This window comes from Actinoplanes philippinensis (genome assembly GCF_900113015.1).
Classification (GTDB): domain Bacteria; phylum Actinomycetota; class Actinomycetes; order Mycobacteriales; family Micromonosporaceae; genus Actinoplanes; species Actinoplanes philippinensis.
The window spans coordinates 281,089-303,798 of sequence record NZ_FONV01000006.1 but is presented as its reverse complement, the minus strand read 5'-3'; the positions used below and the strand labels follow the sequence as shown (position 1 = coordinate 303,798).

General features: G+C 71.3%; 22 protein-coding genes. 12 read left to right on the top strand and 10 right to left on the bottom strand.

The window, feature by feature from the left end; translation table 11 throughout:
* Nucleotides 1–40 precede the first annotated feature (40 nt).
* Nucleotides 41–670 carry a hypothetical protein gene (locus BM290_RS17660; RefSeq protein ID WP_239143456.1) on the bottom strand — a complete coding sequence of 210 codons (630 nt, stop codon included), beginning with the start codon at nt 668–670 and terminating at the stop codon, nt 41–43.
* Nucleotides 671–1,068: 398 nt separating this feature from the next.
* Between BM290_RS17660 and BM290_RS17655 the strand changes: the two genes are divergently transcribed.
* Entirely contained in the window at nt 1,069–1,833 is a 765-nt protein-coding gene (locus BM290_RS17655) for a DUF6082 family protein (RefSeq protein ID WP_143133809.1), read from the top strand.
* On the opposite strand, the gene BM290_RS50940 is transcribed toward BM290_RS17655, so the two are convergent.
* The gene (locus BM290_RS50940; RefSeq protein WP_203779212.1) at nt 1,761–1,961 is read right to left on the bottom strand and encodes a DUF397 domain-containing protein; all 201 of its coding nucleotides are present in this window, start codon (nt 1,959–1,961) and stop codon (nt 1,761–1,763) included. The two genes, BM290_RS17655 and BM290_RS50940, sit on opposite strands and share 73 nt — an antisense overlap.
* A gap of 182 nt (nt 1,962–2,143) precedes the next feature.
* Between BM290_RS50940 and BM290_RS17645 the strand changes: the two genes are divergently transcribed.
* From BM290_RS17645 to BM290_RS17630, 4 genes are all read left to right on the top strand, one after another.
* Nucleotides 2,144–2,881: a hypothetical protein gene (locus tag BM290_RS17645; protein WP_143133808.1), complete on the top strand. Its 738-nt coding sequence runs from the start codon at nt 2,144–2,146 to the stop codon at nt 2,879–2,881.
* Between the two features lie 241 nt (nt 2,882–3,122).
* Nucleotides 3,123–3,446, top strand: coding sequence for an ArsR/SmtB family transcription factor (locus BM290_RS17640; RefSeq protein WP_093615292.1), 324 nt, complete (start codon nt 3,123–3,125; stop codon nt 3,444–3,446).
* Between the two features lie 3 nt (nt 3,447–3,449).
* A complete protein-coding gene (locus tag BM290_RS17635; protein ID WP_093615290.1) occupies nt 3,450–3,686 on the top strand; it encodes a hypothetical protein in 237 nt (78 codons plus the stop codon).
* A gap of 30 nt (nt 3,687–3,716) precedes the next feature.
* The gene (locus BM290_RS17630; protein ID WP_093615288.1) at nt 3,717–5,210 is read left to right on the top strand and encodes a serine hydrolase domain-containing protein; all 1,494 of its coding nucleotides are present in this window, start codon (nt 3,717–3,719) and stop codon (nt 5,208–5,210) included.
* Nucleotides 5,211–5,246: 36 nt separating this feature from the next.
* Here BM290_RS17630 and BM290_RS17625 read toward each other — a convergent pair whose 3' ends face one another.
* From BM290_RS17625 to BM290_RS17610, 4 genes are read right to left on the bottom strand one after another with little or no spacing between them, the layout of a single operon-like run.
* Nucleotides 5,247–7,118 carry a HEAT repeat domain-containing protein gene (locus BM290_RS17625; protein ID WP_093615286.1) on the bottom strand — a complete coding sequence of 624 codons (1,872 nt, stop codon included), beginning with the start codon at nt 7,116–7,118 and terminating at the stop codon, nt 5,247–5,249.
* A 14-nt stretch (nt 7,119–7,132) separates the two neighbouring features.
* A complete protein-coding gene (locus BM290_RS17620; protein ID WP_093615284.1) occupies nt 7,133–8,311 on the bottom strand; it encodes a UDP-N-acetylglucosamine--N-acetylmuramyl-(pentapeptide) pyrophosphoryl-undecaprenol N-acetylglucosamine transferase in 1,179 nt (392 codons plus the stop codon).
* A 44-nt stretch (nt 8,312–8,355) separates the two neighbouring features.
* Nucleotides 8,356–9,159 (bottom strand): IclR family transcriptional regulator domain-containing protein, encoded by an 804-nt coding sequence (locus BM290_RS17615; protein WP_093615282.1) that lies wholly within the window; start codon nt 9,157–9,159, stop codon nt 8,356–8,358.
* 13 nt (nt 9,160–9,172) lie between these two features.
* Nucleotides 9,173–10,597 carry an amidohydrolase family protein gene (locus BM290_RS17610; RefSeq protein ID WP_093615280.1) on the bottom strand — a complete coding sequence of 475 codons (1,425 nt, stop codon included), beginning with the start codon at nt 10,595–10,597 and terminating at the stop codon, nt 9,173–9,175.
* Between the two features lie 176 nt (nt 10,598–10,773).
* Between BM290_RS17610 and BM290_RS17605 the strand changes: the two genes are divergently transcribed.
* The 5 genes from BM290_RS17605 to BM290_RS17585 are packed head-to-tail and all read left to right on the top strand — an operon-like array spanning nt 10,774 to nt 14,803.
* Complete coding sequence (locus BM290_RS17605) at nt 10,774–11,910, top strand: CaiB/BaiF CoA transferase family protein (RefSeq protein ID WP_093615278.1); 1,137 nt, start codon at nt 10,774–10,776, stop codon at nt 11,908–11,910.
* A complete protein-coding gene (locus tag BM290_RS17600) occupies nt 11,895–12,662 on the top strand; it encodes a citryl-CoA lyase (protein ID WP_093615276.1) in 768 nt (255 codons plus the stop codon). The genes BM290_RS17605 and BM290_RS17600 overlap by 16 nt, the downstream gene beginning before the upstream one ends.
* Nucleotides 12,663–12,675: 13 nt before the next feature.
* Entirely contained in the window at nt 12,676–13,545 is an 870-nt protein-coding gene (locus tag BM290_RS17595) for a DODA-type extradiol aromatic ring-opening family dioxygenase (protein WP_093615274.1), read from the top strand.
* Nucleotides 13,542–13,904, top strand: coding sequence for a hypothetical protein (locus BM290_RS17590; RefSeq protein ID WP_093615272.1), 363 nt, complete (start codon nt 13,542–13,544; stop codon nt 13,902–13,904). The genes BM290_RS17595 and BM290_RS17590 overlap by 4 nt, the downstream gene beginning before the upstream one ends.
* The gene (locus BM290_RS17585) at nt 13,901–14,803 is read left to right on the top strand and encodes a quinone oxidoreductase family protein (protein WP_093615270.1); all 903 of its coding nucleotides are present in this window, start codon (nt 13,901–13,903) and stop codon (nt 14,801–14,803) included. The genes BM290_RS17590 and BM290_RS17585 overlap by 4 nt, the downstream gene beginning before the upstream one ends.
* A 17-nt stretch (nt 14,804–14,820) precedes the next feature.
* Here the strand turns inward: BM290_RS17585 and BM290_RS17580 are convergent, their stop codons facing one another.
* A complete protein-coding gene (locus BM290_RS17580) occupies nt 14,821–15,855 on the bottom strand; it encodes a hypothetical protein (RefSeq protein ID WP_093615268.1) in 1,035 nt (344 codons plus the stop codon).
* A 220-nt stretch (nt 15,856–16,075) separates the two neighbouring features.
* Between BM290_RS17580 and BM290_RS17575 the strand changes: the two genes are divergently transcribed.
* Nucleotides 16,076–17,473: a family 43 glycosylhydrolase gene (locus BM290_RS17575; protein WP_093615266.1), complete on the top strand. Its 1,398-nt coding sequence runs from the start codon at nt 16,076–16,078 to the stop codon at nt 17,471–17,473.
* A 24-nt stretch (nt 17,474–17,497) separates the two neighbouring features.
* Here the strand turns inward: BM290_RS17575 and BM290_RS17570 are convergent, their stop codons facing one another.
* Entirely contained in the window at nt 17,498–19,090 is a 1,593-nt protein-coding gene (locus BM290_RS17570) for a methyl-accepting chemotaxis protein (protein ID WP_093615265.1), read from the bottom strand.
* 88 nt (nt 19,091–19,178) lie between these two features.
* A complete protein-coding gene (locus BM290_RS17565; protein WP_093615263.1) occupies nt 19,179–19,937 on the bottom strand; it encodes a group II truncated hemoglobin in 759 nt (252 codons plus the stop codon).
* A gap of 119 nt (nt 19,938–20,056) precedes the next feature.
* On the opposite strand from BM290_RS17565, the gene BM290_RS50680 reads away from it, so the two are divergent.
* The gene (locus BM290_RS50680) at nt 20,057–21,082 is read left to right on the top strand and encodes a calcium-binding protein (RefSeq protein ID WP_143133807.1); all 1,026 of its coding nucleotides are present in this window, start codon (nt 20,057–20,059) and stop codon (nt 21,080–21,082) included.
* 52 nt (nt 21,083–21,134) lie between these two features.
* Here the strand turns inward: BM290_RS50680 and BM290_RS17555 are convergent, their stop codons facing one another.
* Nucleotides 21,135–22,649, bottom strand: coding sequence for a non-reducing end alpha-L-arabinofuranosidase family hydrolase (locus BM290_RS17555; RefSeq protein ID WP_177319765.1), 1,515 nt, complete (start codon nt 22,647–22,649; stop codon nt 21,135–21,137).
* Nucleotides 22,650–22,710: the final 61 nt, after the last annotated feature.

Sequence of the window (22,710 nt, the reverse complement as noted above, 5' to 3'; positions counted from 1 at the left end):
GGGACCGCCGACGAGGCCGCGGTCCCGGACGCGCCCCAGGTCAGCCCAGCGTGTCCGCCAGTTCCGGGTAGGTAGGCGCCAGCCGGCGCAACGTTCCGGCGACGGCCTTGTCGTCTCCGCTGACCAGGTCGTACTGGAGACTGCCGACGAACCGCGCCTGCCGGGTCGCGATCGCCGCCGCGCGGCCGAGGCCCAGCCCGGCCAGTGCGGTGGCCGCGTCGGCCAGCCGCCGTGCGCCGACCCGTACCGCGAAATGGATCAGATGATCGCGTGCCTCCGGTTCCAGCCCGTCGGTGACCTGCTCGGCCAGCCGGTGCAGCCCGTCCGCGCCACCGATCGTGCCGGGCGGCACCGGGAGATCACGACCGCGAAGCCAGGCGGCGGCTCCCGGCAGTGCGGCGCGTAGCGCGTCATCGCCGGTCACCGCATCGACGTTCACAAAACCACTGCGCATCGTGTACGGGTGGGCCCGGTACCCGATCGTGTCGGCGCGCCAGGCGGCGAGGAAGTGGGAAACGGGCAGCGTCGCGTAGGGGAATCCGTGCGGATCGTGGAATCGGACCAGATCTCCGTCGACACCGAGCACGACCACGAAGTGATCCGACCTGATCGGCCCGGTCATCCCCGGAATGTGGCGCAGCAGCCCGAACTCCACCGGCCCGACGAGCACCGGCCCGTCCGCGTCCCGAAGTCTCCCGAGAGCGGTCTGCTCGTCCTCGGCCCAGTCCCGCCGGCACTCCCACCCCAGCAGCCCGATCGCCAGGTCGAGCCCTTGATCGGGGGTCCCAGCCGTACGGGTCGAAAAGCGGCAGCCGCCCCCCGAGCAACTCGAACCCGAACGGCGACCCGGTCAGAACCTCCACCACGGACGGCGGCGGAGCGCCCGCCCCGAGAACCATGACCAGCGAGTTGGCATAACAGTAGGGCCCCGAGCCGACAAATGGATGCATGCCTCGAAGCTCCCCTCTGACACGGTGGGAGAGTCAAAACCCCAGCGATAGTTGCCCTTAGTGATGATGCGATTGCGCTGTGCATTCACCCTGGGATGGATTGTCGTGGAGGGTTGCCATGGTGGTTCGCTGGCGCAGGGTCACGGAGACCCGTGGATTCCGTGAAGCCCGCATCGTTCTGTGCGCAGGTCTGCTGGTGCTGGCTGTTCTCGTGCTGGCCGGTCCGTTGGTGATGGCCGGACTGGTGGGCACGGCTCTGCCATGGGACCGGCTGGCCGACATCGGAGAAGCCTTCGGCGGGATCTCGGCCGTGCTGTCCGCGGTCGCACTCTGCGGTGTCGGCGCTTCGTTGCTCTATCAGCAGCGGCAGACGCGGCAGGAGCTGGCCGACATCGAGCGTCAGCACCACATGGAGCTGATGAGAATGGCGATCGAGAACCCCGGCCTGATGGAGGTTCTTGATGTGAAGGCGGCCGACAGTCCGCACTGGAAGCAGGAGACCTATGCCAACCTGACGATGATGTATTGGCTCACCATCTGGGAACTCGGCGAAATTGATGACGAGGAACTGCGGTCCATGACGTCGAGCATGTTCGAGAGCCCTATTTCATTGCAATGGTGGGCCCGGGTGCGCGAGGAATGGATCGGCACTCACGCGAGGCCGCGACGGCGTCGGTTTCTCGCGATCGTCAACAGTGAATTCGAGAGTGCGGAATCCGTCCGCCGGGTGCAACCGCGGCCGCCCGTGCCGGCCATCGGTGCCTCAATGCAGGGGTATGTGCTGGTTGGCGTAGCTGCTATCGGTCTCGGCTATCTCTGCGGACGACGGATTGCGCCGGTGCGAAGGCCGGTCAGGAAGGAGCGCCAGGACTCCGCCGGGTAGGTCAGGATGCCGGCGTCCGGGTTCTTCGAGTCCCGCACCATGATTGATTCCCGGTCGCCGGAAACGGCGATCTCCACACATGCGCTGTTCGCGACAGAATACGAACTCTTTCTCCAGGCTGGTTCCACGGGGCCGATACTAATGCCGCGGAAATGCGTCGGCCATCGCTCGGTGGACTGAATCTCCGGGTCGGTGTCCGTCGGCGGGGTATCCGGTATCGGACCGATGTCGGCCGCGGGGTGCGGGCGTTGGGGAGGGTGTGGAACGACAGCTCGCTCGCAGACCGGCGTTCGCGGCCGGGGTTGTGATCATGGGATCTGGGCTGGTGGCCCTGCTGGCGGCTCTGTGGGCGGCGCGCCGGGTGGCGCGGGGCACCGAGCTGTTCGGGTGGTCGACGATTCCGGCGCTGTGGCCGCTGCTCAGCGCCGTCCTGGTCTGTTCGGTGGTGCTGCTCCTCAGCCCCCGGCACGCGCGGGTCGCGGCGGTGGTGACGTTCGTCTGTTCGCTGCAACTGGTCGGTGGCGGGATCGCGGCGTCGCGGGACTGGTTCAACATTCGCGGTGGGAGCGGGTTTCCGACGTACCTCCTGGTGGTGTTGATGCCCTTGACCGCCGTGCTGGTCGCCGCGATGACGGTCGCCTGCTGTGTGGCGGCCGCGGTGCTCTGGCATCGAGGGTTGCGGTGGCGGCCGGAGCGGGTGCGCTGGGTCGTGGCGGGACTGCTGGTCGCGGTGGTGCTGCCCGTCCCGCTCGTGCTGCTCGGCGAGGAGGTGACGTTCCTGGGGCAGGCCGCGCTGGTCTGGTCGCTGCCGTGGGGCGCCGGGATCGCCGTCGCGGGCTGGCTGGAGAAGCCGCTGCGCAAGGTGGCCGCCGCGACCGTGGGAGCCAGTGTCCTGCTCACCCCGGCGATACTGATCACCTGGGCCCTGACCTGGGCGGTGCTGCACCTGGTGGACACCGTCGGCCGGGACGCCCTGATGATCGGGGTGGTGGCGGTGCTGTCGGGCTGGGCCGGCGTCGCCTACCTGATGTGGCGCCGGCCGGCCTAGGCGAGCGGACAGGCTCGGCTCGGCAGCCCATCGCGCGCCGTGCCCGGCCGAGCCGGCCCGCCGTCCCGGCCCTCCGGGCGAGCCGCCGTGCCACCGGCGGACGGCGGCGGGTGGTGAGCCGGGCTGATCCCGCCCTGACGCTGTCTCCGCAGTGGACTTGACACCTCCGGCCCACCCCTGTCAGTCTTTTGCGACAGGGGGGTGTCAGAGAAATCTGACGGCCGGAGGAGAGGGGCAGCCGATGACCGGGGACGAGCTGGTGTCTCTGCTGGCCGCGCTCGCCAGCCCGCATCGGCTGCGGATCCTCGCCGCCCTCACCGACGGCCGCACCTACGTCAGCGAGCTGGCCCGGCGGCTGCGGATGAACCGGCCACTGCTCTACATGCACCTGCAGAAGCTGGAGGCGGCCGGCCTGGTCACCGGCGAGCTGGTGACCGCCGCCGACGGCAGCTCGGTGAAGTATGTCGAGGCTGTCCCGTTCGTGGTGACCCTCGACCTCGACGCGATCGCAGCGGCCGCCCCGACGGTGACCCTTCCGGGCCCGGCCGCAGACAAGGGGAAGTGAGCCATGGACATCGCCCAGACCTCCGTCATCGCCGTCGCCGTGATCGTCGTGGCGGTGGCCGCCACGATCGGGCTCATCGCGTTCGGCGTCTACCGGGCCCGGTTCGCCGCGGCCCGCGAGGACAACTACCGGCAGCTGGCCGGCCGGGTGGCCGACGACCTGACCGGTGTGCGCACCGAGCTCGGCGAGGTCCGTCAGCGCCTGGCCGCGCTGGAGAAACTGCTGACCCAGATCGGCTGACACGTTCCGGACGCGGGGGAGGCGTACGAGATGGGAAGAACCTGGATCCGGACGGCGGGCGCGATGATCGCCTGCCTGGCCTCGCTGCTGCCGGCCTCGCCGGTCGCGGCGGCCGGCGGTGAGCCGGCCACCGAGAGATACCTGCACGAGTACATGGCGAGGATCAAGGCGCCCGGCCTGGCGTTCGCGGTGATCCGCGGCGACCGGGTGATCCAGCGTGGCGCCTGGGGCGTCGACGGCGACGGACGGCCGATCACCACCACGACGCCGTTCATGCTCGGGTCGACCAGCAAGTCGTTCACCGCCCTCGCGGTCACCCAGCTCGCCGACAGCGGCCGGATCGACCTCGACACGGCGGCCGTCACCTACCTGCCGTGGCTGCGCCTCGGTGACGAGACCACCGCGCGGACGGTCACCGTCCGTCACCTGCTGACGCACACCAGCGGACTGCCGCAGGTCTGGAGCAGCGACCTGACCGACCGCTACGACAACGATCCCGGCGGCCTGGCGAGATCGGTGCGCGACCTGGCCGGCCTACGGCCGATCAAACCCCTCGGTCAGGGGTACGCCTACAGCGATGCCAACTACATGATCCTCGGCGCGCTGGTGGAGAACGTCACCGGCGACAGTTTCGGCGGCTACCTGCGCCGTCACGTCCTCGACCCGCTCGGCATGACCCACGCCGCGGCCACCGCCGCCGAGGCCACCGCCGTGGGACTGCCCGCCGGCCACCGCTACTACCTGGGCCGGCCACAGCGCTTCGCCACACCCTTCGACACCGCCGGAGTGCCGTACGGGTTCCTCGCCGCCGGACTCGACGACCTGACGCGGTACACGATGTTCCAGCTCAACGGCGACCCCCGGATCCTCGGCGCGGACGCCCTGACCCGGATGCACACCGGAACCGCCGACACCGGCCACGGCACATACGGCTTCGGCTGGCAGAACAGCACCCTCGACGGCGTCGGCGCCCGCATCGTCTGGCACGCCGGCGCGACCCCGAACTACTTCAGCCACATCGTCCTGGCCCCCGACGCGGGCCTGGCCGTGGTCGTCCTGACCAACATCTACGGCCTGCCGATGGACGGGCCGCTCAGCTCCGGGGCGTTCAATGTCGCGCGCCTGCTGCTCGGTGGCGTGCCCGCCGACGCCGCCGAGGACCCGATGCACCGGTGGGCGCTCATCGGGCTGCTCGGGGCGGCCGCGCTGCTGGCCGCCGCCGTGGTCCGGTCGTGGATCCGCCCGGTCCGCCGGGTCCTGGCGCCGGTCGCCGGGTGCGCCGCCCTCGCCGGCGCCGCCGGGTGGCTGACCCCCTCCCTCTGGAACGGCGCCGACCTCGCGAAACTCCGGCTGTGGGCGCCGGACGTCGGGCACGCGATCCTCGCGGTGGCCGCCCTCTGCGCGGTGCTCGCCCTGACCCGTCTGTACCGGGGCCTGTCCCACCGGCGGCCCCGCGCCGGCTCACCGGCCGCTGATCCGGTCGCCGGGACGCCGAGCCGCCGTGCCGGGCTCACCGGCCGCTGATCCGGTCGCCGGGATGCCAGCGCCGCCGTGCCGGGGTCACGGGCCGCTGATCCGGGTGCCGAGGCGCCGCGCCGCCGGCCCGGCCGCCGCGCGGACCCGGGGGTCCGGGTCGTCGAGGAGAGCGCGGACCCGTTCGGCGGCGGAACGGTTCCCGAGGCGCGCCAGGGCGGTGGCCGCGTTCGCCCGTACCAGGGGATCCGCATGGGTGAGGGCCTTCAGGAGGTCGTCACCCGATGCCCAGGCGGGCTTGTGGCCCAGCAGCCAGACATACGCGCGCGCCACGTGCAAGCCGGAATAGTCGAGGGACACGTACTGCCTCGGGCCCTCGATGGCGGCCAGCCCCCGGCCGGCGGCGTGCCGGGCACGGCGGTCCGGCGCGGTCCGGAACAGGTGCCACAGGGCGGGCAGCGCCCGCGGGTCGCCGATGCGGGCCAGCGCCGCCGCGGCCCGGCCGGCGTGACCGGTGTCGCAGAGCCGGATCAGCGCGGTGACCGCCCGCTCGTCGCCGTGCCGGGCCAGGACCCGGGCCGCGCGGTCACGAACCGTCGGATCCGGATCGTCGCACGCGGTGACGGCGGCGTCGGTCACCTCGGGGCCCCCGATCCGGTGCAACGCCCGGAGCGCGTGGTCGCGGACGTCCGGCGCCGGGTGGGCGGTCAGATCGAGCAGCGTGGGCACGGCCTCGCGGGAGCCGATCTTGCCGAGCGCGTCGACGGCCGGGATCGGCGCGGACCCCAACCGGGCCAGCCGGCACAGCACCGGCACGGCGGCCACGGACCGCAGCTCACCCAGCGCCAACGGCCCGTCGTGCCACCACCGTGGCTCGGTGACCTCGTCGAGCAGGACCGGGAGGACGGCGCTGCCGTGCTCGGCTAGCCAGCCGCGGTCGTCCCGCCACGGCGGGTCCACCGAATCCAGGGGACGGGCCAGCAGGGCTGCTCGGGCCAGCGGGCCACCGATGGCTCGCAAACGCCGCACCGCCGCGAGACGTGCCCACCGCAGCCGCGGCTCGGTACCGGTGACCAGCGGCCGGAGGACAGCGATCTCCGCGTCGTCGCCCGGGCCGGCCAGGCCATGGATCGCCATCGTCGTCACGTCCGGATCGTCGAGGTCGACCCGGCCGAGCAGCAGCGTCCGGTCGGCGGGGTCCCGCGCCGCGGCCCGCGCCACGACCGCGACCATCCGCTCCCAGTCGTCGGCCGCCTCCCACCACTGCGCGGACATGCGCCGGATCGGCTCCAGAGCGCTGGTGTCCGGCTTCGACGCGAGCGCGTGGATCGCGCCCCGGATCGCCGTGAGACAGCACTGCCGGGGCGGCCGCGCGGTCTCCGCCCCATGGACGGCCGACTGCTGCTCCGCCCCTGCGATCTCCGCCTGATAGCCGGCCAGCAGCGCTGCCGCCGCCTCGGCATCCCCGATCTCGCTGAGGGCACGCGCATACGGGCCGAGATGCTCACCGGGAGCCACGGTGATGGACGGCGCCGCCCGTGGGCCCGGGCCGGGCGCGACGGTCAGCCCAAGGGCCTTGGCCAGGCGCAGATGCTGCTCCCGGTACAGGTGCGGGTGGCGGGTGCCGTTCTCGGTGAGTACGGCGTACCGGATCAGGGCCGCCTCCGGGTCACGGAGAAGGCGTGCGGTGAATGCCTCCAGCAGGAACGACGGGCCCTGCTGGACGGCTTCGACGAGCCGCACCACCGCCGCGGGCACCCCGGCCCGATAGAGGTCGAGCGACGTCACACCGCGATCCGGCGTCGCATACAGCCAGGCCGCCTGCACCTGGGCGGTGCTGCCCCCGGCCGCCGCGACATGCCCGGCCACCCGCTCCAGGTGACCGGTGAAGAGCCCGTCGCCGAAGAGCTGGCCCCGATGCGCCCGGCCCGCGATCCGGCGTGCCCGTCCCCATCCCATCAGGACAGTGCACCCTACCGGGACAAGGCGCCGGCCGCGGCGGTGAGGATCTCGGTGACGACCTGGTCGGCGGCGCCTGGTTTGCCGTGGCCGGCCGCGTGGTGAGCCAGCGCGGCCCGGCGCTGGGGGTCGGCGAGCAGCGTGGTCAGGGTCTCGCGGAGCCGCTCGGGGGTGGCGTCGGCGCCGTCGAGCATGACCGCCGCGTCCTGCTGGGCCAGGTGCCGGGCGGTGATGCGCTGCTCGTCGCCGGCCGCGTGCGGGTACGGCACGAGCACGCACGCCTTGCCCAGGGCGGTCAGCTCGGCGACCGTGCCGGCGCCGCTGCGGGCCACCACGACGGCGGCCGCGGCGAGCAGGTCGGGCAGCTCCTCGTGGATGAAGTCGAGGACGTGGTAACGGTGTGCCAGGTGGGCGGGCAGGCCGGCGGCGACCTGCTGCATCTCGGCGTGGCTGAGGCTGCCGCACTGGTGCACGATCTGGCAGTGCTCCAGCAGCTCGGGCAGCGCGCCGGTGAGCATCCGGTTGATCTGCTGCGCCCCGGCGGCGCCACCGGTCACCAGCACCAGGGGGACGGCCGGGTCCAGCCCGTACGCCGCGAGGCCCTTCTCGGGGTCGCCGGCGAGGACGGCGGGACGGATCGGGTTGCCGGTGACGACCGCCCGCGACCGCGACCGGGCCGGCAGGTGCTCCAGGGACGCCTCGTGGCTGAGCAGGATGCGGGTGGCGAACCGGGCCAGGATGCGGTTGGCCAGCCCGAGACTCAGGGTCTGCTCGTGCATCAGGTAGGGCACCCGGAACAGGGCGGCGGCCAGCCCGATCGGCACCGACACGAACCCGCCGGTGCTGAGCACGACCGCCGGACGGGTCCGGGCGACGGTGAACGCGGCCTGCAGGATGCCGAGCGGGATCCGGAACGCGTCGACGACGTTGCGCAGCAGGTCGCGGGGGCTGACCGAGCGGCGCAGCTTGCCGGTGGTGACCGCCTTGAACGGGATGTGGTTACGGACGGCGATCTTCGCCTCCAGGCCGTCGGCGACACCGACCCACAGCAGCTCGGGCTCGGCGCCGGTCTCGGCGAGCCGGGCCTGGAGCGCGTTGACAGTGGTCAGAGCGGGGTAGGTGTGTCCGCCGGTGCCGCCACCGGTGACGATCATGCGCAGTCCGCGCAGACGCTGGGTGCCGTAGACGGGCATGTGCAACCACTTTCGAGTGTTCCGAGCCGGTGGGACGCCGCAGTCTACGCCGTGACCGACGGGATGGTGGCCGTCAGCGCCCAGTCGTGGCCGATGTCGGCCGCGGTGCGCAGCAGTCTCGGCAGGTGGTCGTCGAGAAGTGTCTCCACCGACGTCTCCGCCGCGTGCACCGTCACGTTGAGGGCGGCGATGACGTTGCCGTCGCCGTCGCGCACACCGGTGGCCACCGACCGGATGCCGGGCGCCAGGTCCTGGTCGGCGAGCGCCCACCCCTTCGCGCGGACCTCGCGCAGCGCCGTCTCCAGCTCGCTGTCGGCGGGCTGCCAGCGGGCGGCGATCCCGGACCGGGACGGCTCGGCGAGGACACCGGGCACCGCCGCCGGCGGCAGGGCCGCGAGCAGGACCTTGCCCATCGAGGTGGCTGCCGCGGGGAAACGGGTGCCGATGCTCACCGCCAGGGTCACGATCTTCGGTACGGCCACCCGCGCCACATACACGATGTCGGACCCGTCGAGCTGCGCCATCGACGTCGACTCGCCGGTCTGCGCGACCAGTTTCTCCATGTGCGGCCGGGCCACGTCCCACATGCTCAGCGAATGGACATAGGCCATGCCGAGGTCGAGCACCCGCGGGGTGAGGGCGTAGCCGCGGCCGGCGCCCCGCACGTACCCCAGGGTCTCCAGGGTGATCAGGATCCTCCGGACCGTCGGGCGGGCCAGCCCGGTCAGCCCGGCGATCTCGCTGAGCGTCATCGACGGGGTGCCGGGCCGGAAGGTGCGCAGGACGTCGAGGCCGCGGGCGAGCGCCTCGATGAAGTCGGGACCCGTGCCCCTTCCGGTGTCAGTCATCCCGCCAATGCTTTCATTCGGACGTTCCCGAGCCGTAGTCGGTGTACTGGTACGGGTTGTCGAACAGCTCGGCCTGCGGCAGGTCCGGGTTCTGGCCGCGCAGCCACGCCTCCTCGCCGAGCGTCTCGCGCAGGTGGGACACGGTCGCGTCGACGCCGTTGCGGGCGGCCGCCAGATCGATCCCGACGAGCCTGCCGTCACGTTTGACGACCGCCCCGCCGACCACGACGGTGTGCACGTCGCCGCGCTGGGCCTGGAAGGCGACGTGGCCGTACGGGTGCAGGATCGGGAACATCGCGGGCGAGGCGTCGTTCTTGAGCAGCACGATGTCGGCCTGCCGCCCGGGGGTGAGCGAGCCGAGCCGCGCGTCCAGGCCGAGCGCCCTGGCGCCGCCGCGGGTGGCCCAGTCGACGACCTGCTCGGCGCGCAGGTGGTGGTGGGTGACGGTCTCCTGTTTCGCGTGGGCCTCCAGGTGCTCGCGGGACCGGTCGGCGCTGAGTGTGGTGCGCATGGCGGTGAACAGGTCGCCGCTCCACCAGACGCTGGTGTCCATCGACAGCGACACCGGGATGCCGTAGCGGCGCAGCGCCCAGGTGGGTGGGTAGCCCTGGCCGGCGCTCTGCTCGCTCTCGGTGGACACGCTGACCGAGCCGCCGGTCGCGGCGATCCGGTGGTACGAGTCGGCGCTGAGCGTGGCGGCGTGGACGTACACGGTGCCGGGGGTCATGAAGCCGTTCTCGTACATCAGCCGGATGCCGTCGTCGTTGGTGGCGCCCCACACGCCGGCGTGGGTGGTGACCGGGACGCCGAGCTCGCGGGCCACCTCGAAGGCCGCCTTCTCCGGGAACGCGGGGTCGCCGGTGACGTCGAAGGCGAGCTGGAAGCCTTCGAGCCGGCCGCCGTCGATGCGGCGGCGGTGGAAGTCGCGGAAGCCGTCGGAGGCCGACCACTCCCACGGGCCCTGCTGGATGTTGCCGTAGGCGAGGACGAATCGTCCGGGCACCGACTCGAGGGCGTCGACGGCGGCGTCGGCGTGTTGCGGGGTCTGCAGGCCGTGGGACCAGTCGACGGTGGTGGTGACGCCGGCGTCGAGGGCCTCGATCGCGCCGAGCAGGTTGCCGGCGTGGATGTCCTCGGGCCGGAAGTGCTTTCCGGATTCGAGGTAGTACCAGACGAAGTACTGGGTGAGGGTCCAGTCGGCGCCGTAGCCGCGCATGGCGGTCTGCCACAGATGCCGGTGGGTGTCGATCATGCCGGGCATGACGATGCCGCCGGAGGCGTCGATCTCGTCGGCGTCGTCCGGGGCGGTGAGGTGGTGGCCGATCGCGGCGATCCGTCCGTCGACGGCGAGCACGTCGGCGCCGGGCAGCACCGTGTGGGTGTCGTCCATGGTCAGGACCAGTCCGTTGCGGAAGATCACCGGTCTTGCGACGCTCATCTGCGCTCCTTTCGGACTGCTGTCCGCATGGCGGTCAGCTTGGTCAGGCCAGCGTGTTCCCGGTCACTTGCGTTGTCAAGGATTTGTTTCGGCGCGATGACGAGGTGGTTGACAGGGTGCGTGACGGCGAGCACTCTGATCGAGCGGACAGGTGTCCGTAGAACGGGCGGTAACTGATGGCTCAGCAACCCAAGGGCCCACTGGACGGCCTGCTCGTCGCCGACTTCTCGCGGATCCTCGCCGGGCCGTACGCGACGATGCTCCTGGCCGACCTGGGCGCGCAGGTGATCAAGGTGGAGGGGCCGGGCGGGGACGACACCCGCACCTGGATGCCACCGGTCCGCGACGGCGTCTCCACCTACTATCTGGGCATCAACCGCAACAAGCGGTCGATCGTGCTGGACCTCAAGGACCCCGGGGACCGGGCCGCCGCCCAGGAGCTGGCCCGCCGCGCGGACGTGCTGATCGAGAACATGCGGCCCGGCGGCCTGGCCCGGTTCGGTCTCGACTACGACACCGTCGCCGCGGCCAACGAGCGGATCGTCTACGCCAGCATCAGCGGATTCGGCTCCGGCGCGGGCGCGGCCCTGCCCGGGTACGACCTGATGGTCCAGGCGATCTCCGGGCTGATGAGCCTCACCGGCGACCCGGACGGCTCGCCCTACCGCGCCGGGATCTCGGTCTTCGACGTGATGGCGGGCCTGCACGCGAACATCGGCATCCTGGCCGCCCTGCACCGGCGCGCCGACACCGGGCGCGGCCAGCACATCGAGGTCAACCTGCTCAGCTCGGCGCTCTCCGGCCTGGTCAACCACTCCAGCGGGTACGTGGCCGGCGGCACCGTGCCCTACCGGATGGGCAACGCGCACCCGAGCCTCTTTCCGTACGAGCCGCTGCCGGTGGCCGACGGCGAGCTGATCGTCATCGCCGGCAACGACGGGCAGTTCCGCAAGCTGTGCCAGGTCCTCGGGCTCGACGGGCTCCCGGAGGACCCACGATTCGGCCGCAACCAGGACCGTACGGCCAATCGCGAAGAGTTGCGCCCGATCCTGGTGGAACGCCTCCGCACGAGGACCCGCGACGAGTGGTTCCGCGACCTGATGGCGGCCGGGGTGCCGTGCGCGCCGATCAACACCATCGACGGCGGCGTCGCCCTGGCCGAGGAGCTCGGCCTGGATCCGGTGGTCACCGTGGGCGGTGTGCCCGGCGTCCGCAATCCCATCACGTTCTCCCAGACCCCGGCGCGGTACGAGCTTCCGCCGCCCGGACTCGACGAACACGGCGAGGAGATCCGCGCATGGCTGACGAACTGAGGTTCCCCACCGGCCTCGGCACCTCCGACGCGGACAGCATCTCGCTGCTCGGGCAGGATCTCGCGGCCGACCTGATGGGGCGGGTGGGGTTCGGGGAACTGGCGTTCTGGCTGGTCGCCGGACGCCGCCCGAGCGCGGGGGAGGTGCGGCTGTTCGAGGCGGTGCTCGTCGCGCTCGCCGATCACGGGTTCACGCCGACCGCCATCGCGGCACGGCTCACGTACCTCTCCGCGCCGGATTCCCTGCAGGGCGCCCTCGCGGCCGGGCTGCTCGGCGGCGGCTCACGATTTCTCGGGGTCACCGAGGACTGCGGCCGATTCCTGGCGACGGTTCTGGCCTCCGCCGAGGGTGACGACGTGGACGCGATCGCCCTCGACGCGGTCACCACGGCCAAGGCGGAGAAACGATTCGTGCCGGGGCTCGGTCACCCCGTGCACAAGGTCGAGGACCCGCGGACCCCGGTGCTGATCCGGATCGCCACCGAGGAGGGGATCTACGGGCCGCACCTGCGTCTGTTCGAGGCGATCGGCCGCGTACACCCGCAGGTCCTGAACCGGAAGCTGCCGCTCAACGGCGCCGGAGTCTGCGGCGCCGCCCTCGCCGATCTGGGGTTGCCGGTGGAGATGTTGCGCGGATTCGCGCTGCTGGCCCGTGCCGCCGGCCTGCTCGGGCAGATCGCCGAGGAACGCCGCCGCCCGATCGCCAACGACATCTATCTGACCGTCGACCGCAACGCCGTCTACGAGGCATAGGAAGGATCGATTCATGGCCAGCATCGTCGCGGTCATCGCCTCGACGCATCACCCCTTCTACTACCGGGCCAGCACGTCGACCGGTGAGGACCGTCCACCGTTCGCCGACGAGTGGACCCGCAAGATCCTCGCCTTCCGGGAGACGCTGACCCGTGCCGACCCGGACGTCCTGGTCATGGTCGGCTCTGATCACTTCCATCAGCTGTGGCTCGACAACATGCCGCAGTTCCTGGTCGGCAAGGCGCCCTTCTACGACGCGAACTGGTACAACGAGGAGCGCGAGTTCGGGCTGCCGCGGATGACGCTGAAGGGGCAGGAGGACCTGTCGGCGCACATCCTGCGGGCCGGCCTCGACGAGGGCTTCGACCTGGCCTTCAGCAACGAGCTGCGGATCGACCACAGCATCACCTGCCCGATCATCACGCTGCGGCCGGAGGCGGACCTGCCGATCGTGCCGATCTACACCAACATCTTCGCGCCGCCGCTGCCCCGGCCGACCCGGTTCGTGCAGCTCGGCGCGGCCATCCGCACGATCATCGAGCAGTGGCCGTCGCACCTGCGGGTCGCCGTGATCGGAACCGGTCACCTCTCGCTGGAGCTGGGCGGGCCGCGGCAGTTCGGGCCGCACGGGCCGGACCCGGCGTTCGACGAGAAGGCCGTCGGCTGGATCGCCGACGGCGACCTCGACGGGTGCCTGCGGGAGGTGACCCTGGACAGCCTGCACGCGCCCGGGAACGCCACCCACGGATTCATGGACTTCATGCTGATGATGGGTGTCGCCGGGGCCGGGGTGAAAGCCGACTACGTCGACACGTTCGACCTGTTCCACACGATGGAGGCCTACTTCACCTGGTACCCGTCCGCGCGGGGAGGGGCACGATGAGCAAATACCTGCTGAACAAGTTCCTCTTCACCGTCGACCGCGACCCGGAACTCGTCGAACGCTACCGCGAGGATCCGCGCGAGCTGGTCACCTGGTGGGAGTCGACGATGGCCAACTCGCTGCTCAACTGCCATTCCGGTGAGGCGAGCACGTGGCTGGGGTTCACCCCGGAGGAACGGGAGGCGCTGATCGCCCACGACCATGTGCGGCTGTTCGCGATGGGCTCCCACCCGTTCCTGACCTTGACACTGTTCATCGCCATGTTCGAGCGGGACAACACCGGGCCCCTCGAATACCAGAAGGCGTACGGGGCGGCGCTGGCCGGGTTCTCGCTGCCGTACCCGGACATCGCGACATGATCGACGCCGTGGTTCTGCGGGAGTGCGGGCGGCCGCCGGTCCTCGAACGGCGGGCCGCTCCGGTTCCCGGTGACGGCTCGGTGCTGGTCGACGTCGTGGCGGCGCCGATCACTCCGCTGGACCTGCTCTGCGCCTCCGGCACCAGCTACTTCGGCGCGCCGGCGACACCCTACGTGCCCGGTGTGCAGGGTGTCGGGCATCTCGCCGACGGCACCGCCGTGTGGTTCGCGACGCCGGCCGGGATGCGCCCCGGTGACGGGAGCATGGCGTCGGTCGTGGCGGTGCCCGAGGACGACCTCGTCCCGCTGCCCGGCGGCACGCCCCTGATCCTGGTGGCCGCGCTCGGGCTGTCCGCGGTCGCCGCGCTGGGCGCGCTGCGGGCCGCCGGCAGCCCGGAGGGACGCACCGTGCTGGTGCTCGGCGCCGGTGGCACGGTCGGGCAGGCGGCGATCCAGCTGGCGTTGCTCTCCGGAGCACGCCGGGTGATCGCCGTGGCCCGTTCCGAGGCCGCCCGGCGGCACGCCGCGAGCCTCGGCGCGACAGCCGTCCCGATCGAGGCGCTCGACGAGCCGGTCGATCTGGTCGTCGACCCGGTCTTCGGCGCTCCCGCGGCGGCGGCGCTGCGCGTGCTGCGTCCGGGCGGAAGCCTGGTCAACCTCGGTTCCGCGGCCGGCGCGACCGCCCCGATCGACTCGGCCACGCTGCGCAGCGGCTCGCTGCAGATCCTCGGTTACACCAACAACGCGCTGTCACCACGACGGCGGGCCGACATGATCACCGAGATCGCCGCCCACGCCACGGCGGGCCGCCTCACCGTGACCCACGAGGCGATCCCCGTCACCGCCACCGAGGACGCCTGGGAACGGGACGACCCGGGCCGGCGCGTGCTCACCTTCTGAGCCCGGCCGGCCCGTGCTCACCCGTCCAGGCGGGCGCGGTAGTGCTCGGCGCTGCTGCGCTCGCCCAGGCGTTCGGCGGCGGCCACGGCGGCCTCCGACACCGACGGCGCCAGGCCCGGCATCGCCCGTGCGTGCCGGTCGCCCTCGGCGAACGCCGGACCGGCCACCTCGGGGTCCGCCACGCCGGCCAGCAGGAACAGCTCCTCCACATACGAGTGGCCCAGGCCGATGCCGGTCCAGCCGGGCACCGCCCGCAACGCCACCGCGCAGTCGCGCAGCGCCGCCCCCGCCGCGACGTGATCGCCGGCCCGGCGCTCCAGCTCGGCCAGCCTCCGGAACCCGGCGGCGTGCTCGATCGGGCCGCGGCTGAACGCCTGCCGCTCCCGTTGCGCGGCCGCCGCCTCCGCGAACGCCCCCAGCCCGGGAAGGTGGTGCAGGAGCATGTCCAGCGTGTCCCGGTCACGCGGCCGGTCCGCCGCCCACCGGTCGAGCAGCTCCCGGACCAGGCCGGGGTCGCCGACCAGCTCGGCCCGTTCCAGCCAGGTGGCCAGCTCCTCGTCGGCCGGGTCGGCGGGAAACCACGACCGCGTCTCGTCCCACCAGTCGTCGAGATCCTGCTCCGACTCCGGGGCCAGCCGGAGGATCTCGTCCCGGTCGGGGTGGTCACCGGCCCGGACGAGCGCGACGGTCCGCTCCACCCCGGCGGCGAACAGGTATTCGCTGTCGTAGCCGCACCAGGTGTCCTGACCGGCCCGCTTGATCCGCCACTGCAGCCACACGTCCTCCGGCTGCCGGAACTCGGCGAGCAGGAACCCGGCCAGCTTGACCTCCTCGGTCAGGTCACCGGTCCGCGCCTCCTGCCCGGCCAGGCACCGCACCAGCGCGCGATCCTCCGGCCGGCGGTCGAACTGCAGCGCCCACAGCACCCGGGCCCGCAACCGGGCGGCGGCGTCACCCTCGTGGCGCAGCTCCTCCCACGCGTCCTCGGACGCACGCATCCGTAGCAGCTCCCGCCGGGCCGGCGCCATCAGCGCCTCCGTGAAGTCGGTCATCGTGCAGCACCTCTCCGGGCGGCCCTTCTCCGGCAGCGGACGGTCTGAACAGCGGCGCGATCGATCGTAGTGGCCGCCGCCGGTGCCCTCCGGAGTGGTCGTTGTTATCGATCACACGATGACCGGCGAACGCCTGTGATCGAACATGTTCGAATCGTTGACTCCGCATCTGTGATCGTTAACGTCCTCTGTGTCGGCTCCCAGACCAGGAGGAACGCCCATGTCCGCCCGCTCGCTGCTCGCCGCGTCCCTGCTGACGACGGGGTTCGCCGTGGTGCTCTCCGGCGCCCCGGCGCAGGCGGCCGCCCTGGCCACCGGCGCCCGGTCGCTGGAGGCGGTCAACTACCCGGGCCGGTACGTCCGGCACCTCGACAGCCTCGGCCGGATCGACCCGATCACCGCGAGCAGCACGGCGCAGGCCAAACTCGACGCCAGCTTCACCGTGGTGAACGGGCTCGCAGCGCCGTCGTGCTACTCGTTCCAGGCGAAGAACGGCCAGTTCCTGCGGCACCGTGACTACCGGCTGCGGCTGGACACCAACACCGGCGACGCCACGTTCCGCTCCGACGCCACCTTCTGTGCCGTCGACGGCTCGGTCAGCGGGTCGGTCGCGCTCGTGTCGTACAACTATCCGGACCGGCGGATCCGGCACCGCGACCACGAGCTGTGGCTCGACACCTACCAGGACACCGCGGCGTTCAAGGCGGACAGCTCCTTCCGGCTCGTCAGCCCGTGGGCGCCGAAGACCGCCCGGAACCCCGTGCTGCCCGGCCTCTTCGCCGACCCGCAGATCGTCAACTTCAACGGTCGCTACTACCTCTATCCGACCACCGACGGGTACGCCGGCTGGGGCGGCACGTACTACAAGGCGTTCTCCTCCACCGACCTGGTGAACTGGACCGACCACGGAGTGATCCTCGACCACGGGCCGGACGTGTCGTGGGCCGACAACTCGGCGTGGGCGCCCGCCGTCGCCACCCGCAACGGCCGGTACTACCTGTACTTCTCCGGCGGTCCGGCCAGTGGCAACACGGCCAAGCAGCTGGGCGTGGCGGTGGCCGACTCGCCGACCGGGCCGTTCAAGGACGCGCTGGGCCGGCCGCTGGTGACCAGTGGCCAGTTCTCCGGCGGGCAGGCCATCGACCCGGCGGTCTTCACCGACACCGACGGCCAGTCCTACCTCTACTGGGGGCAGGGCGTGTGCCGGGCGGTGCGGCTCAACGCCGACATGACGTCCTTCGACACCACGCAGGTACGCACGATCACGCCGGCCGGCTACAACGAGGCGCCGTTCGTCATCAAACGCAACGGCGTCTACTACCTGATGTGGTCGGAGAACGACACCCGCAGCGAGGACTACCGGGTCGCGTACGCCACCGGCACCTCGCCCCTGGGCCCGTGGACCAACCGCGGCGTGATCCTGCAGAAGCGCCTCGACCTGGGCATCAAGGGCACCGGCCACCATTCGGTGGTGCAGGCCCCCGGCACCGACACCTGGTACATCGCCTACCACCGGTTCGCCGTGCCGGCCGGGGACGGCACCAACCGGGAGACCGCCGTCGACCGTCTCGAGTTCAACACCGACGGCACGATCCGGCCGGTCACCCCGACACTCTGAGCGCCGCCCGGCCCGGCCGGGTCGTCAGTAGCGGAAGGCGCCGACCAGGACGTTCAGCTCGCTGGACATGCGGGCCAGGTCCTCGGTCGCCTGCCGGGTCTCGCTGACGCCCCGGCTGGTGCTCTGGGCGGCAGTGGCGACCATGGTGATGTTCTGGGCGATCTCGGTGGTGCCGGTCGCGGCCTCGGCGACGCTGCGGTTCATCTCCGCGGTGGTGGCGGTCTGCTCCTCGACCGCGGAGGCGATGGTGGTCTGGAAATCGCTGATCCGGGCGATCACGTGGGAGACCTCCTCGATCGCGGAGACCGCGCCGGTGGTGTCGGCCTGGATGGTCTCGATGCGGCGGGAGATGTCCTCGGTGGCCCGGGCCGTCTCCTGGGCCAGGTCCTTGACCTCCGAGGCGACGACCGCGAAGCCCTTGCCCGCGTCACCGGCCCGGGCCGCCTCGATGGTCGCGTTCAGCGCCAGGAGGTTGGTCTGCTCGGCGATCATCGTGATCACCTTGATGACGTTGCCGATCTCCGCCGACGACTCGCCCAGCTTGCTCATCGTCGCCGACGTGGCGGTGGTGATGTCGACGGCCTCGGACGCGACCCGGGCGGCCTCTGCGGCGTTCTGCGAGATCTCGCGGATCGACGCGCCCATCTCCTCGCTGCCGGCCGACACCGTCTCGACGCTGCGCGACACCTCCTCGGCCGCCGCCGACACCGTCTGCGCCTGCGACGACGCCTGCTCGGCGGAGGCGGCCATCTGCAGCGCGGTGCCGGACATCTGCTCGGCGGCGCCGGCCAGCGCCGTGGCCGAGCCGTCGATGGTCTGCACGGTACGCCGCAGGTTCTCCACCGCGCGGTCCAGCGCCCGGGCCATCTGTCCCGGCTCGTCGCGCGAGGTCACCCCGCTGGTCCGGGTCAGGTCGCCGTCGGCCAGCGCCTCGCACACCCCGCGGACCCTGGTCAGCGACCGGACGATGCGCCGGGCCACGGCAACGCCCAAGGCCAGGGCCAGCAGCGCGCCCGCGACGATCATGAGGATCGAGGCGCGCCGGCCGTTCTCGTAGCCGCTGTGCGCCCGGTCGCCGTTGCGGACGGCGTCGGCGGTCTCGGCGGCGTCCAACTCGACCAGCTGGCCGTCGACCGTCTTCATGATCGGCGCTACCCTGTCGTTGCGGATCCGCGCCCAATCGGCGAGCTCGTTGCGCGCGCCGGCGGGGAGCAATTCGCCGTGGGCGATGGTCACATACGAGTCCCAGGACGCCTGCACGGCGTCGATGAGGTCGGCCGGGGCGGCCGGGTTGCTCGCCCGGTAGGCGGTCATCGCCGCGTCGAACTGCTCGATCCGGGTGTCGAACTCCTTGGTGTAGGAGTCGACCTCGCCCTGGTTCTGCGAGATCGCCTGGTTGGCGGTCGACAGGCGTGCCCGGTAGAAGGCGGTCTTGATCTCGCCGACCGCCTTGATGCTGGCCACGTTGCTGGTCAGGATCAGCTCCGCGGCCTGGCTGCTGGTGCGCAGCTCGACCAGGCCGAACACGCCGACGACCACGGCGACCACCACGCCGGCCACGACCGCCGTGAGGATCTTGACGTTGACGCTCAGGTCGTCGAAGAACGATGTCGCCACGACAGGCCCCTCACAGCGGCGGAGAACAGAGCACGAAGCTTCACTATCCCGCCCGGAACGACCACGTGAGGGAGATTCAGATAATCCGTCAGCCCTGGTACGGCGGCGCGACACCCCAGCCCCAGTGCGGCACCGGGGCCTGCCGCGGCGGGGTGGCGCCGGGCTGGGAGTTGGCGAGCGCCAGGCGGGTGCCCCACTCGATGTAGCCCATGAACGCGGCCCGGAACTCGGGGTCGGCGGGCAGTCCCACCTCGTCGGCGGCGTCGGCGAGCAGGTCGACCCAGCGGCGCCGCTGCCGCTCGGTGATCGCCTTGCCGAGGTGGTGGCTGAGCATCGCGGGGTATCCGCCGCGCTCGCCGGTGTAGCGGGCCGGGCCGCCGAACACCTCGGCCAGCCACATCGCGACGTGCCGGGGATGGCCCGGATCCATGTGGGCGAAGAGCGGCCCGACCACGTCGTCGGCGGTGACCAGCTGGTAGAAGCGCTCGGTGAGCCGCTCCAGCGCGTCGGCGCCGCCGGCCCAGTCGTAGAGGCTGGGCACCGACCCGCCGGCCCCGGCCACCACGGTGCGCTCGTAGTGGCGCATCTCCTCGATGGCCTCGATGTAGGGGCGGATCTCGGCCAGGAAGCCGGGGAACAGGTCACCGCCCCGGAAGCCCTTCAGGTGGTCCTCGGCCGAGGTCCACGTGATCCGCAGAATGTAGACGCCCGGCTCGTCGGCGCAGCGGCTCAACTCGTAGTCGACGCACTGCGGCGCCAGGGTCAGGAAGCGGGCCGCGCGACCGTACGCCGCTTCGAACTCCGCCGTGTCGCCGGGGATGCGATACCGGATGTACTCGACCGTCATACGTCCACCATAGACGGTGCAACGCTGTAACTATGTAATCGGCACGTGGGGCTTGCCTGGGGTGATCTACCATCCGGGCACGTTCGGTGAACAGTTCGGCGAACGGGGGAGGAATTTCTATGTCCACATACGTGTGGCTGCGCAGATTAGGGGTAACCCTGGTCAGCGCGACAGCCGTGGTCGGCGCGGTGGCCCTGCCCGCCGAGGCGGCGAGCACCGGGGTCGCCTACCTGCGGGTTCAACCGCACGAGGCGGTCGACCTGGTGTTCACGGCCGGTTCCGGCAAGCGGAACTCGGTGGTGATCACCCGCTCGGGCAACACGGTCACGGTCGACGACCGGGTCACGCTCCGCGCGGGCAAGGGCTGCAAGCAGGTCAAGGGTGACAAGACCCGGGTGCGCTGCGCCATCGGGACGGACTTCGGTCAGCTCGACGTCAATCTCGGCTCCGGCAACGACAAGGTCACCAACCGGACCGGCCTGCGGCTGTTCGCCAAGGGCGGCTCGGGCAACGACGACCTGAGCGGCGGGTCCGCCGAGGACTCGCTGTTCGGCGGCAGCGGCGCCGACCGCATCTGGGGCAACGGCGGCCGTGACTTCCTCGCGGGGGAGGACGGCAACGACGCTCTCGCGCGCGGCGACGGCGACGACAACCTGATCGGCGGCAAGGGCAACGACCGGGAGTACGGCGGCGCCGGCAACGACAGTCACGGTCAGGGCTACGACGGCACCTGGGCGGACGCGGACCTGATCTCCGGTGGCGCCGGCAAGGACCAGGTCTCGTACTCCGGCCGTAAGAAGGGTGTCAGCGTCGACTCCGACAACGGCAAGAAGGACGACGGCCGCAAGGGCGAGGGCGACACCGTGCTCGGCATCGAGCGCATCGTCGGCGGCCTGGGCAACGACACCCTGCTCGGCACCGACGGCCACGACTACCTCTACGGCCTGGCCGGTGACGACTACCTCAACGGCCACTGGGGCGACGACACGCTCTTCGGCGGCCCGGGCGCCGACCGCCTGGAGGGTGAGGGCGGCTACGACAAGCTGGACGGCGAGCAGGACGGAGTAGTCGACTTCCTGGACGGCGGCGACTACGACGACGTCTGTGTCCAGAACGCCGACGGCGAGTCGCTGTTCGACTGCTAGCACCACAGGACGAACCGCCCCTCCCGGCCGGGAGGGGCGGCTCGTCGCGTGATCAGCGCTGGCGGGTCAGCAGGCCCGGCCGGTACGGCCACTGCCCGTAGTCGCCACCGGAGCCGGGCGCGCGGCCCTGGTACAGCAGCTGCAGGTTGCACGGGTCGACGGTCATGGTCTGGTCGGCGCTGGTGCGCAGCAGCTCACCGTGGCTGATGTCGTTGGTCCAGGTGGCCCCGCTGTTGGCCTTGCCGGCGAACGGGTTGCTCTGAGTGGCCGCGTTCGGCGTCCACGAGCCGTTCAGACTGGTGGCGGTGAACGAGCGGAAGAAGCGGCCGTTGGAGCCCTGAGCCTCGAGGATCATCAGGTACTGGTTCTGGCCCTGCACCTTGTAGACCTGCGGCGCCTCGAAGATGTTCTCCGGGGTGTCGCTCATGATCGTGGTGTACGAGGAGCCGAAGTTGCCGGGGAAGTTCCCGATCGGCATGCTCGCCCGGTAGATCTTGCCGTTGTCGCCGGCGAAGAACAGGTACATGTTCTGGCCGTCACCGATCACCGTCTGGTCGATCGGGCCGGTGCCCGAGCCGGTGATCGAACCGGTGAACAGCGGCTGCCCCGCGGACCAGCCGTTCGGGTTGGTCGGGTCGCTCGTCGTGCGGTACATGAACGGCGCCGCGCCCCACTGGTAGGTCAGCACCCAGATGTTCTTCGGCGCGAAGTAGAACAGCGACGGCGCCACCGCTCGCTGGCTCATCGCGTTCTGCGACGCCGAGCCCATCTCCGACCAGTTCGTGAAGAGGCCGAAGTTCATCGAGCCCCAGTCGCTGCCGGTGCCCACGCCGTGGGTGGTGGCGTAGACGAGCTGCTTGCCGTTGTAGGGCGCGACGGTGAAGTCCTTCAGCGACGCCCAGCCCGACTTCGGCTGCGCCAGCGCGCCGGTCGACGACCAGCGGTAGCTCGACGGCAGGGTGCAGGTGCCGCCCGGGTTCGACGGGGACGGGGACGTGGTGCCGCCGCCGACCCGCACCAGCTGCCACTGCTGGTTGGCGCCGTTCCAGTCGGAGTACTGCACGATGTTGGCGTTGTCCGCGGTGGACGCGCCCTGCACCTCGACGGCCTTGCCGCTGTTGCGGTTGATCAGCTGGATGTAGCCGTCGATGTCCTGGATGCTGAATTGCTGATTGGTGGTGTTGTTGTCGGTCCACTGCACGATCGCGCCGCCGTCGGCGGTCGAGAGGTTGTAGACGTCGAGGACCTTGCCGGAGTGCCGCGATTTGAGGCGGTAGTAGCCGCCGCCGGAGTCGACGAACTGCCACTGCTGCTGGGCCTGGTCGTTACGGGTCCACTGGGTGATGCGGGCGCCGTCGTTGGTGGCCAGGTTGTAGACGTCCAAGGCCTTGCCGCTGGTGCGGTTGACCAGCACATACGACGCGCTGGTGTCGATCGTGGCGGCGGACGCGGCGGTCGCGGTGATCGCGACGGCGCCGCCCGCGGCGAGCACGACCAGCGCGGCGAGAGCATGGCGCCAGGGTCGCCGACTCGTTGATCGTACGGGTGTGAGCTCACCCATCGACATGAGGTTCTCCCGGGGACTTGTGGTGAAGGGAACGGGTGATCACCGGAACTAGGGGAATGGC

Excerpts from the sequence above, each read along its gene's own strand:
- BM290_RS17620 (WP_093615284.1), bottom strand. The coding sequence starts at position 8,311 with ATGCCCGTCTACGGCACCCAGCGTCTGCGCGGACTGCGCATGATCGTC.
- BM290_RS17615 (WP_093615282.1), bottom strand. The coding sequence starts at position 9,159 with ATGACTGACACCGGAAGGGGCACGGGTCCCGACTTCATCGAGGCGCTC.
- BM290_RS17635 (WP_093615290.1), top strand. The coding sequence starts at position 3,450 with ATGGACATCGCCCAGACCTCCGTCATCGCCGTCGCCGTGATCGTCGTG.
- BM290_RS17555 (WP_177319765.1), bottom strand. The coding sequence starts at position 22,649 with ATGTCGATGGGTGAGCTCACACCCGTACGATCAACGAGTCGGCGACCC.
- BM290_RS17640 (WP_093615292.1), top strand. The coding sequence starts at position 3,123 with ATGACCGGGGACGAGCTGGTGTCTCTGCTGGCCGCGCTCGCCAGCCCG.
- BM290_RS17630 (WP_093615288.1), top strand. The coding sequence starts at position 3,717 with ATGGGAAGAACCTGGATCCGGACGGCGGGCGCGATGATCGCCTGCCTG.
- BM290_RS17600 (WP_093615276.1), top strand. The coding sequence starts at position 11,895 with ATGGCTGACGAACTGAGGTTCCCCACCGGCCTCGGCACCTCCGACGCG.
- BM290_RS50680 (WP_143133807.1), top strand. The coding sequence starts at position 20,057 with ATGTCCACATACGTGTGGCTGCGCAGATTAGGGGTAACCCTGGTCAGC.
- BM290_RS17590 (WP_093615272.1), top strand. The coding sequence starts at position 13,542 with ATGAGCAAATACCTGCTGAACAAGTTCCTCTTCACCGTCGACCGCGAC.
- BM290_RS17605 (WP_093615278.1), top strand. The coding sequence starts at position 10,774 with ATGGCTCAGCAACCCAAGGGCCCACTGGACGGCCTGCTCGTCGCCGAC.
- BM290_RS17585 (WP_093615270.1), top strand. The coding sequence starts at position 13,901 with ATGATCGACGCCGTGGTTCTGCGGGAGTGCGGGCGGCCGCCGGTCCTC.
- BM290_RS17610 (WP_093615280.1), bottom strand. The coding sequence starts at position 10,597 with ATGAGCGTCGCAAGACCGGTGATCTTCCGCAACGGACTGGTCCTGACC.
- BM290_RS17580 (WP_093615268.1), bottom strand. The coding sequence starts at position 15,855 with ATGACCGACTTCACGGAGGCGCTGATGGCGCCGGCCCGGCGGGAGCTG.
- BM290_RS17645 (WP_143133808.1), top strand. The coding sequence starts at position 2,144 with ATGGGATCTGGGCTGGTGGCCCTGCTGGCGGCTCTGTGGGCGGCGCGC.
- BM290_RS17625 (WP_093615286.1), bottom strand. The coding sequence starts at position 7,118 with ATGGGATGGGGACGGGCACGCCGGATCGCGGGCCGGGCGCATCGGGGC.
- BM290_RS17655 (WP_143133809.1), top strand. The coding sequence starts at position 1,069 with ATGGTGGTTCGCTGGCGCAGGGTCACGGAGACCCGTGGATTCCGTGAA.
- BM290_RS17565 (WP_093615263.1), bottom strand. The coding sequence starts at position 19,937 with ATGACGGTCGAGTACATCCGGTATCGCATCCCCGGCGACACGGCGGAG.
- BM290_RS17595 (WP_093615274.1), top strand. The coding sequence starts at position 12,676 with ATGGCCAGCATCGTCGCGGTCATCGCCTCGACGCATCACCCCTTCTAC.
- BM290_RS17575 (WP_093615266.1), top strand. The coding sequence starts at position 16,076 with ATGTCCGCCCGCTCGCTGCTCGCCGCGTCCCTGCTGACGACGGGGTTC.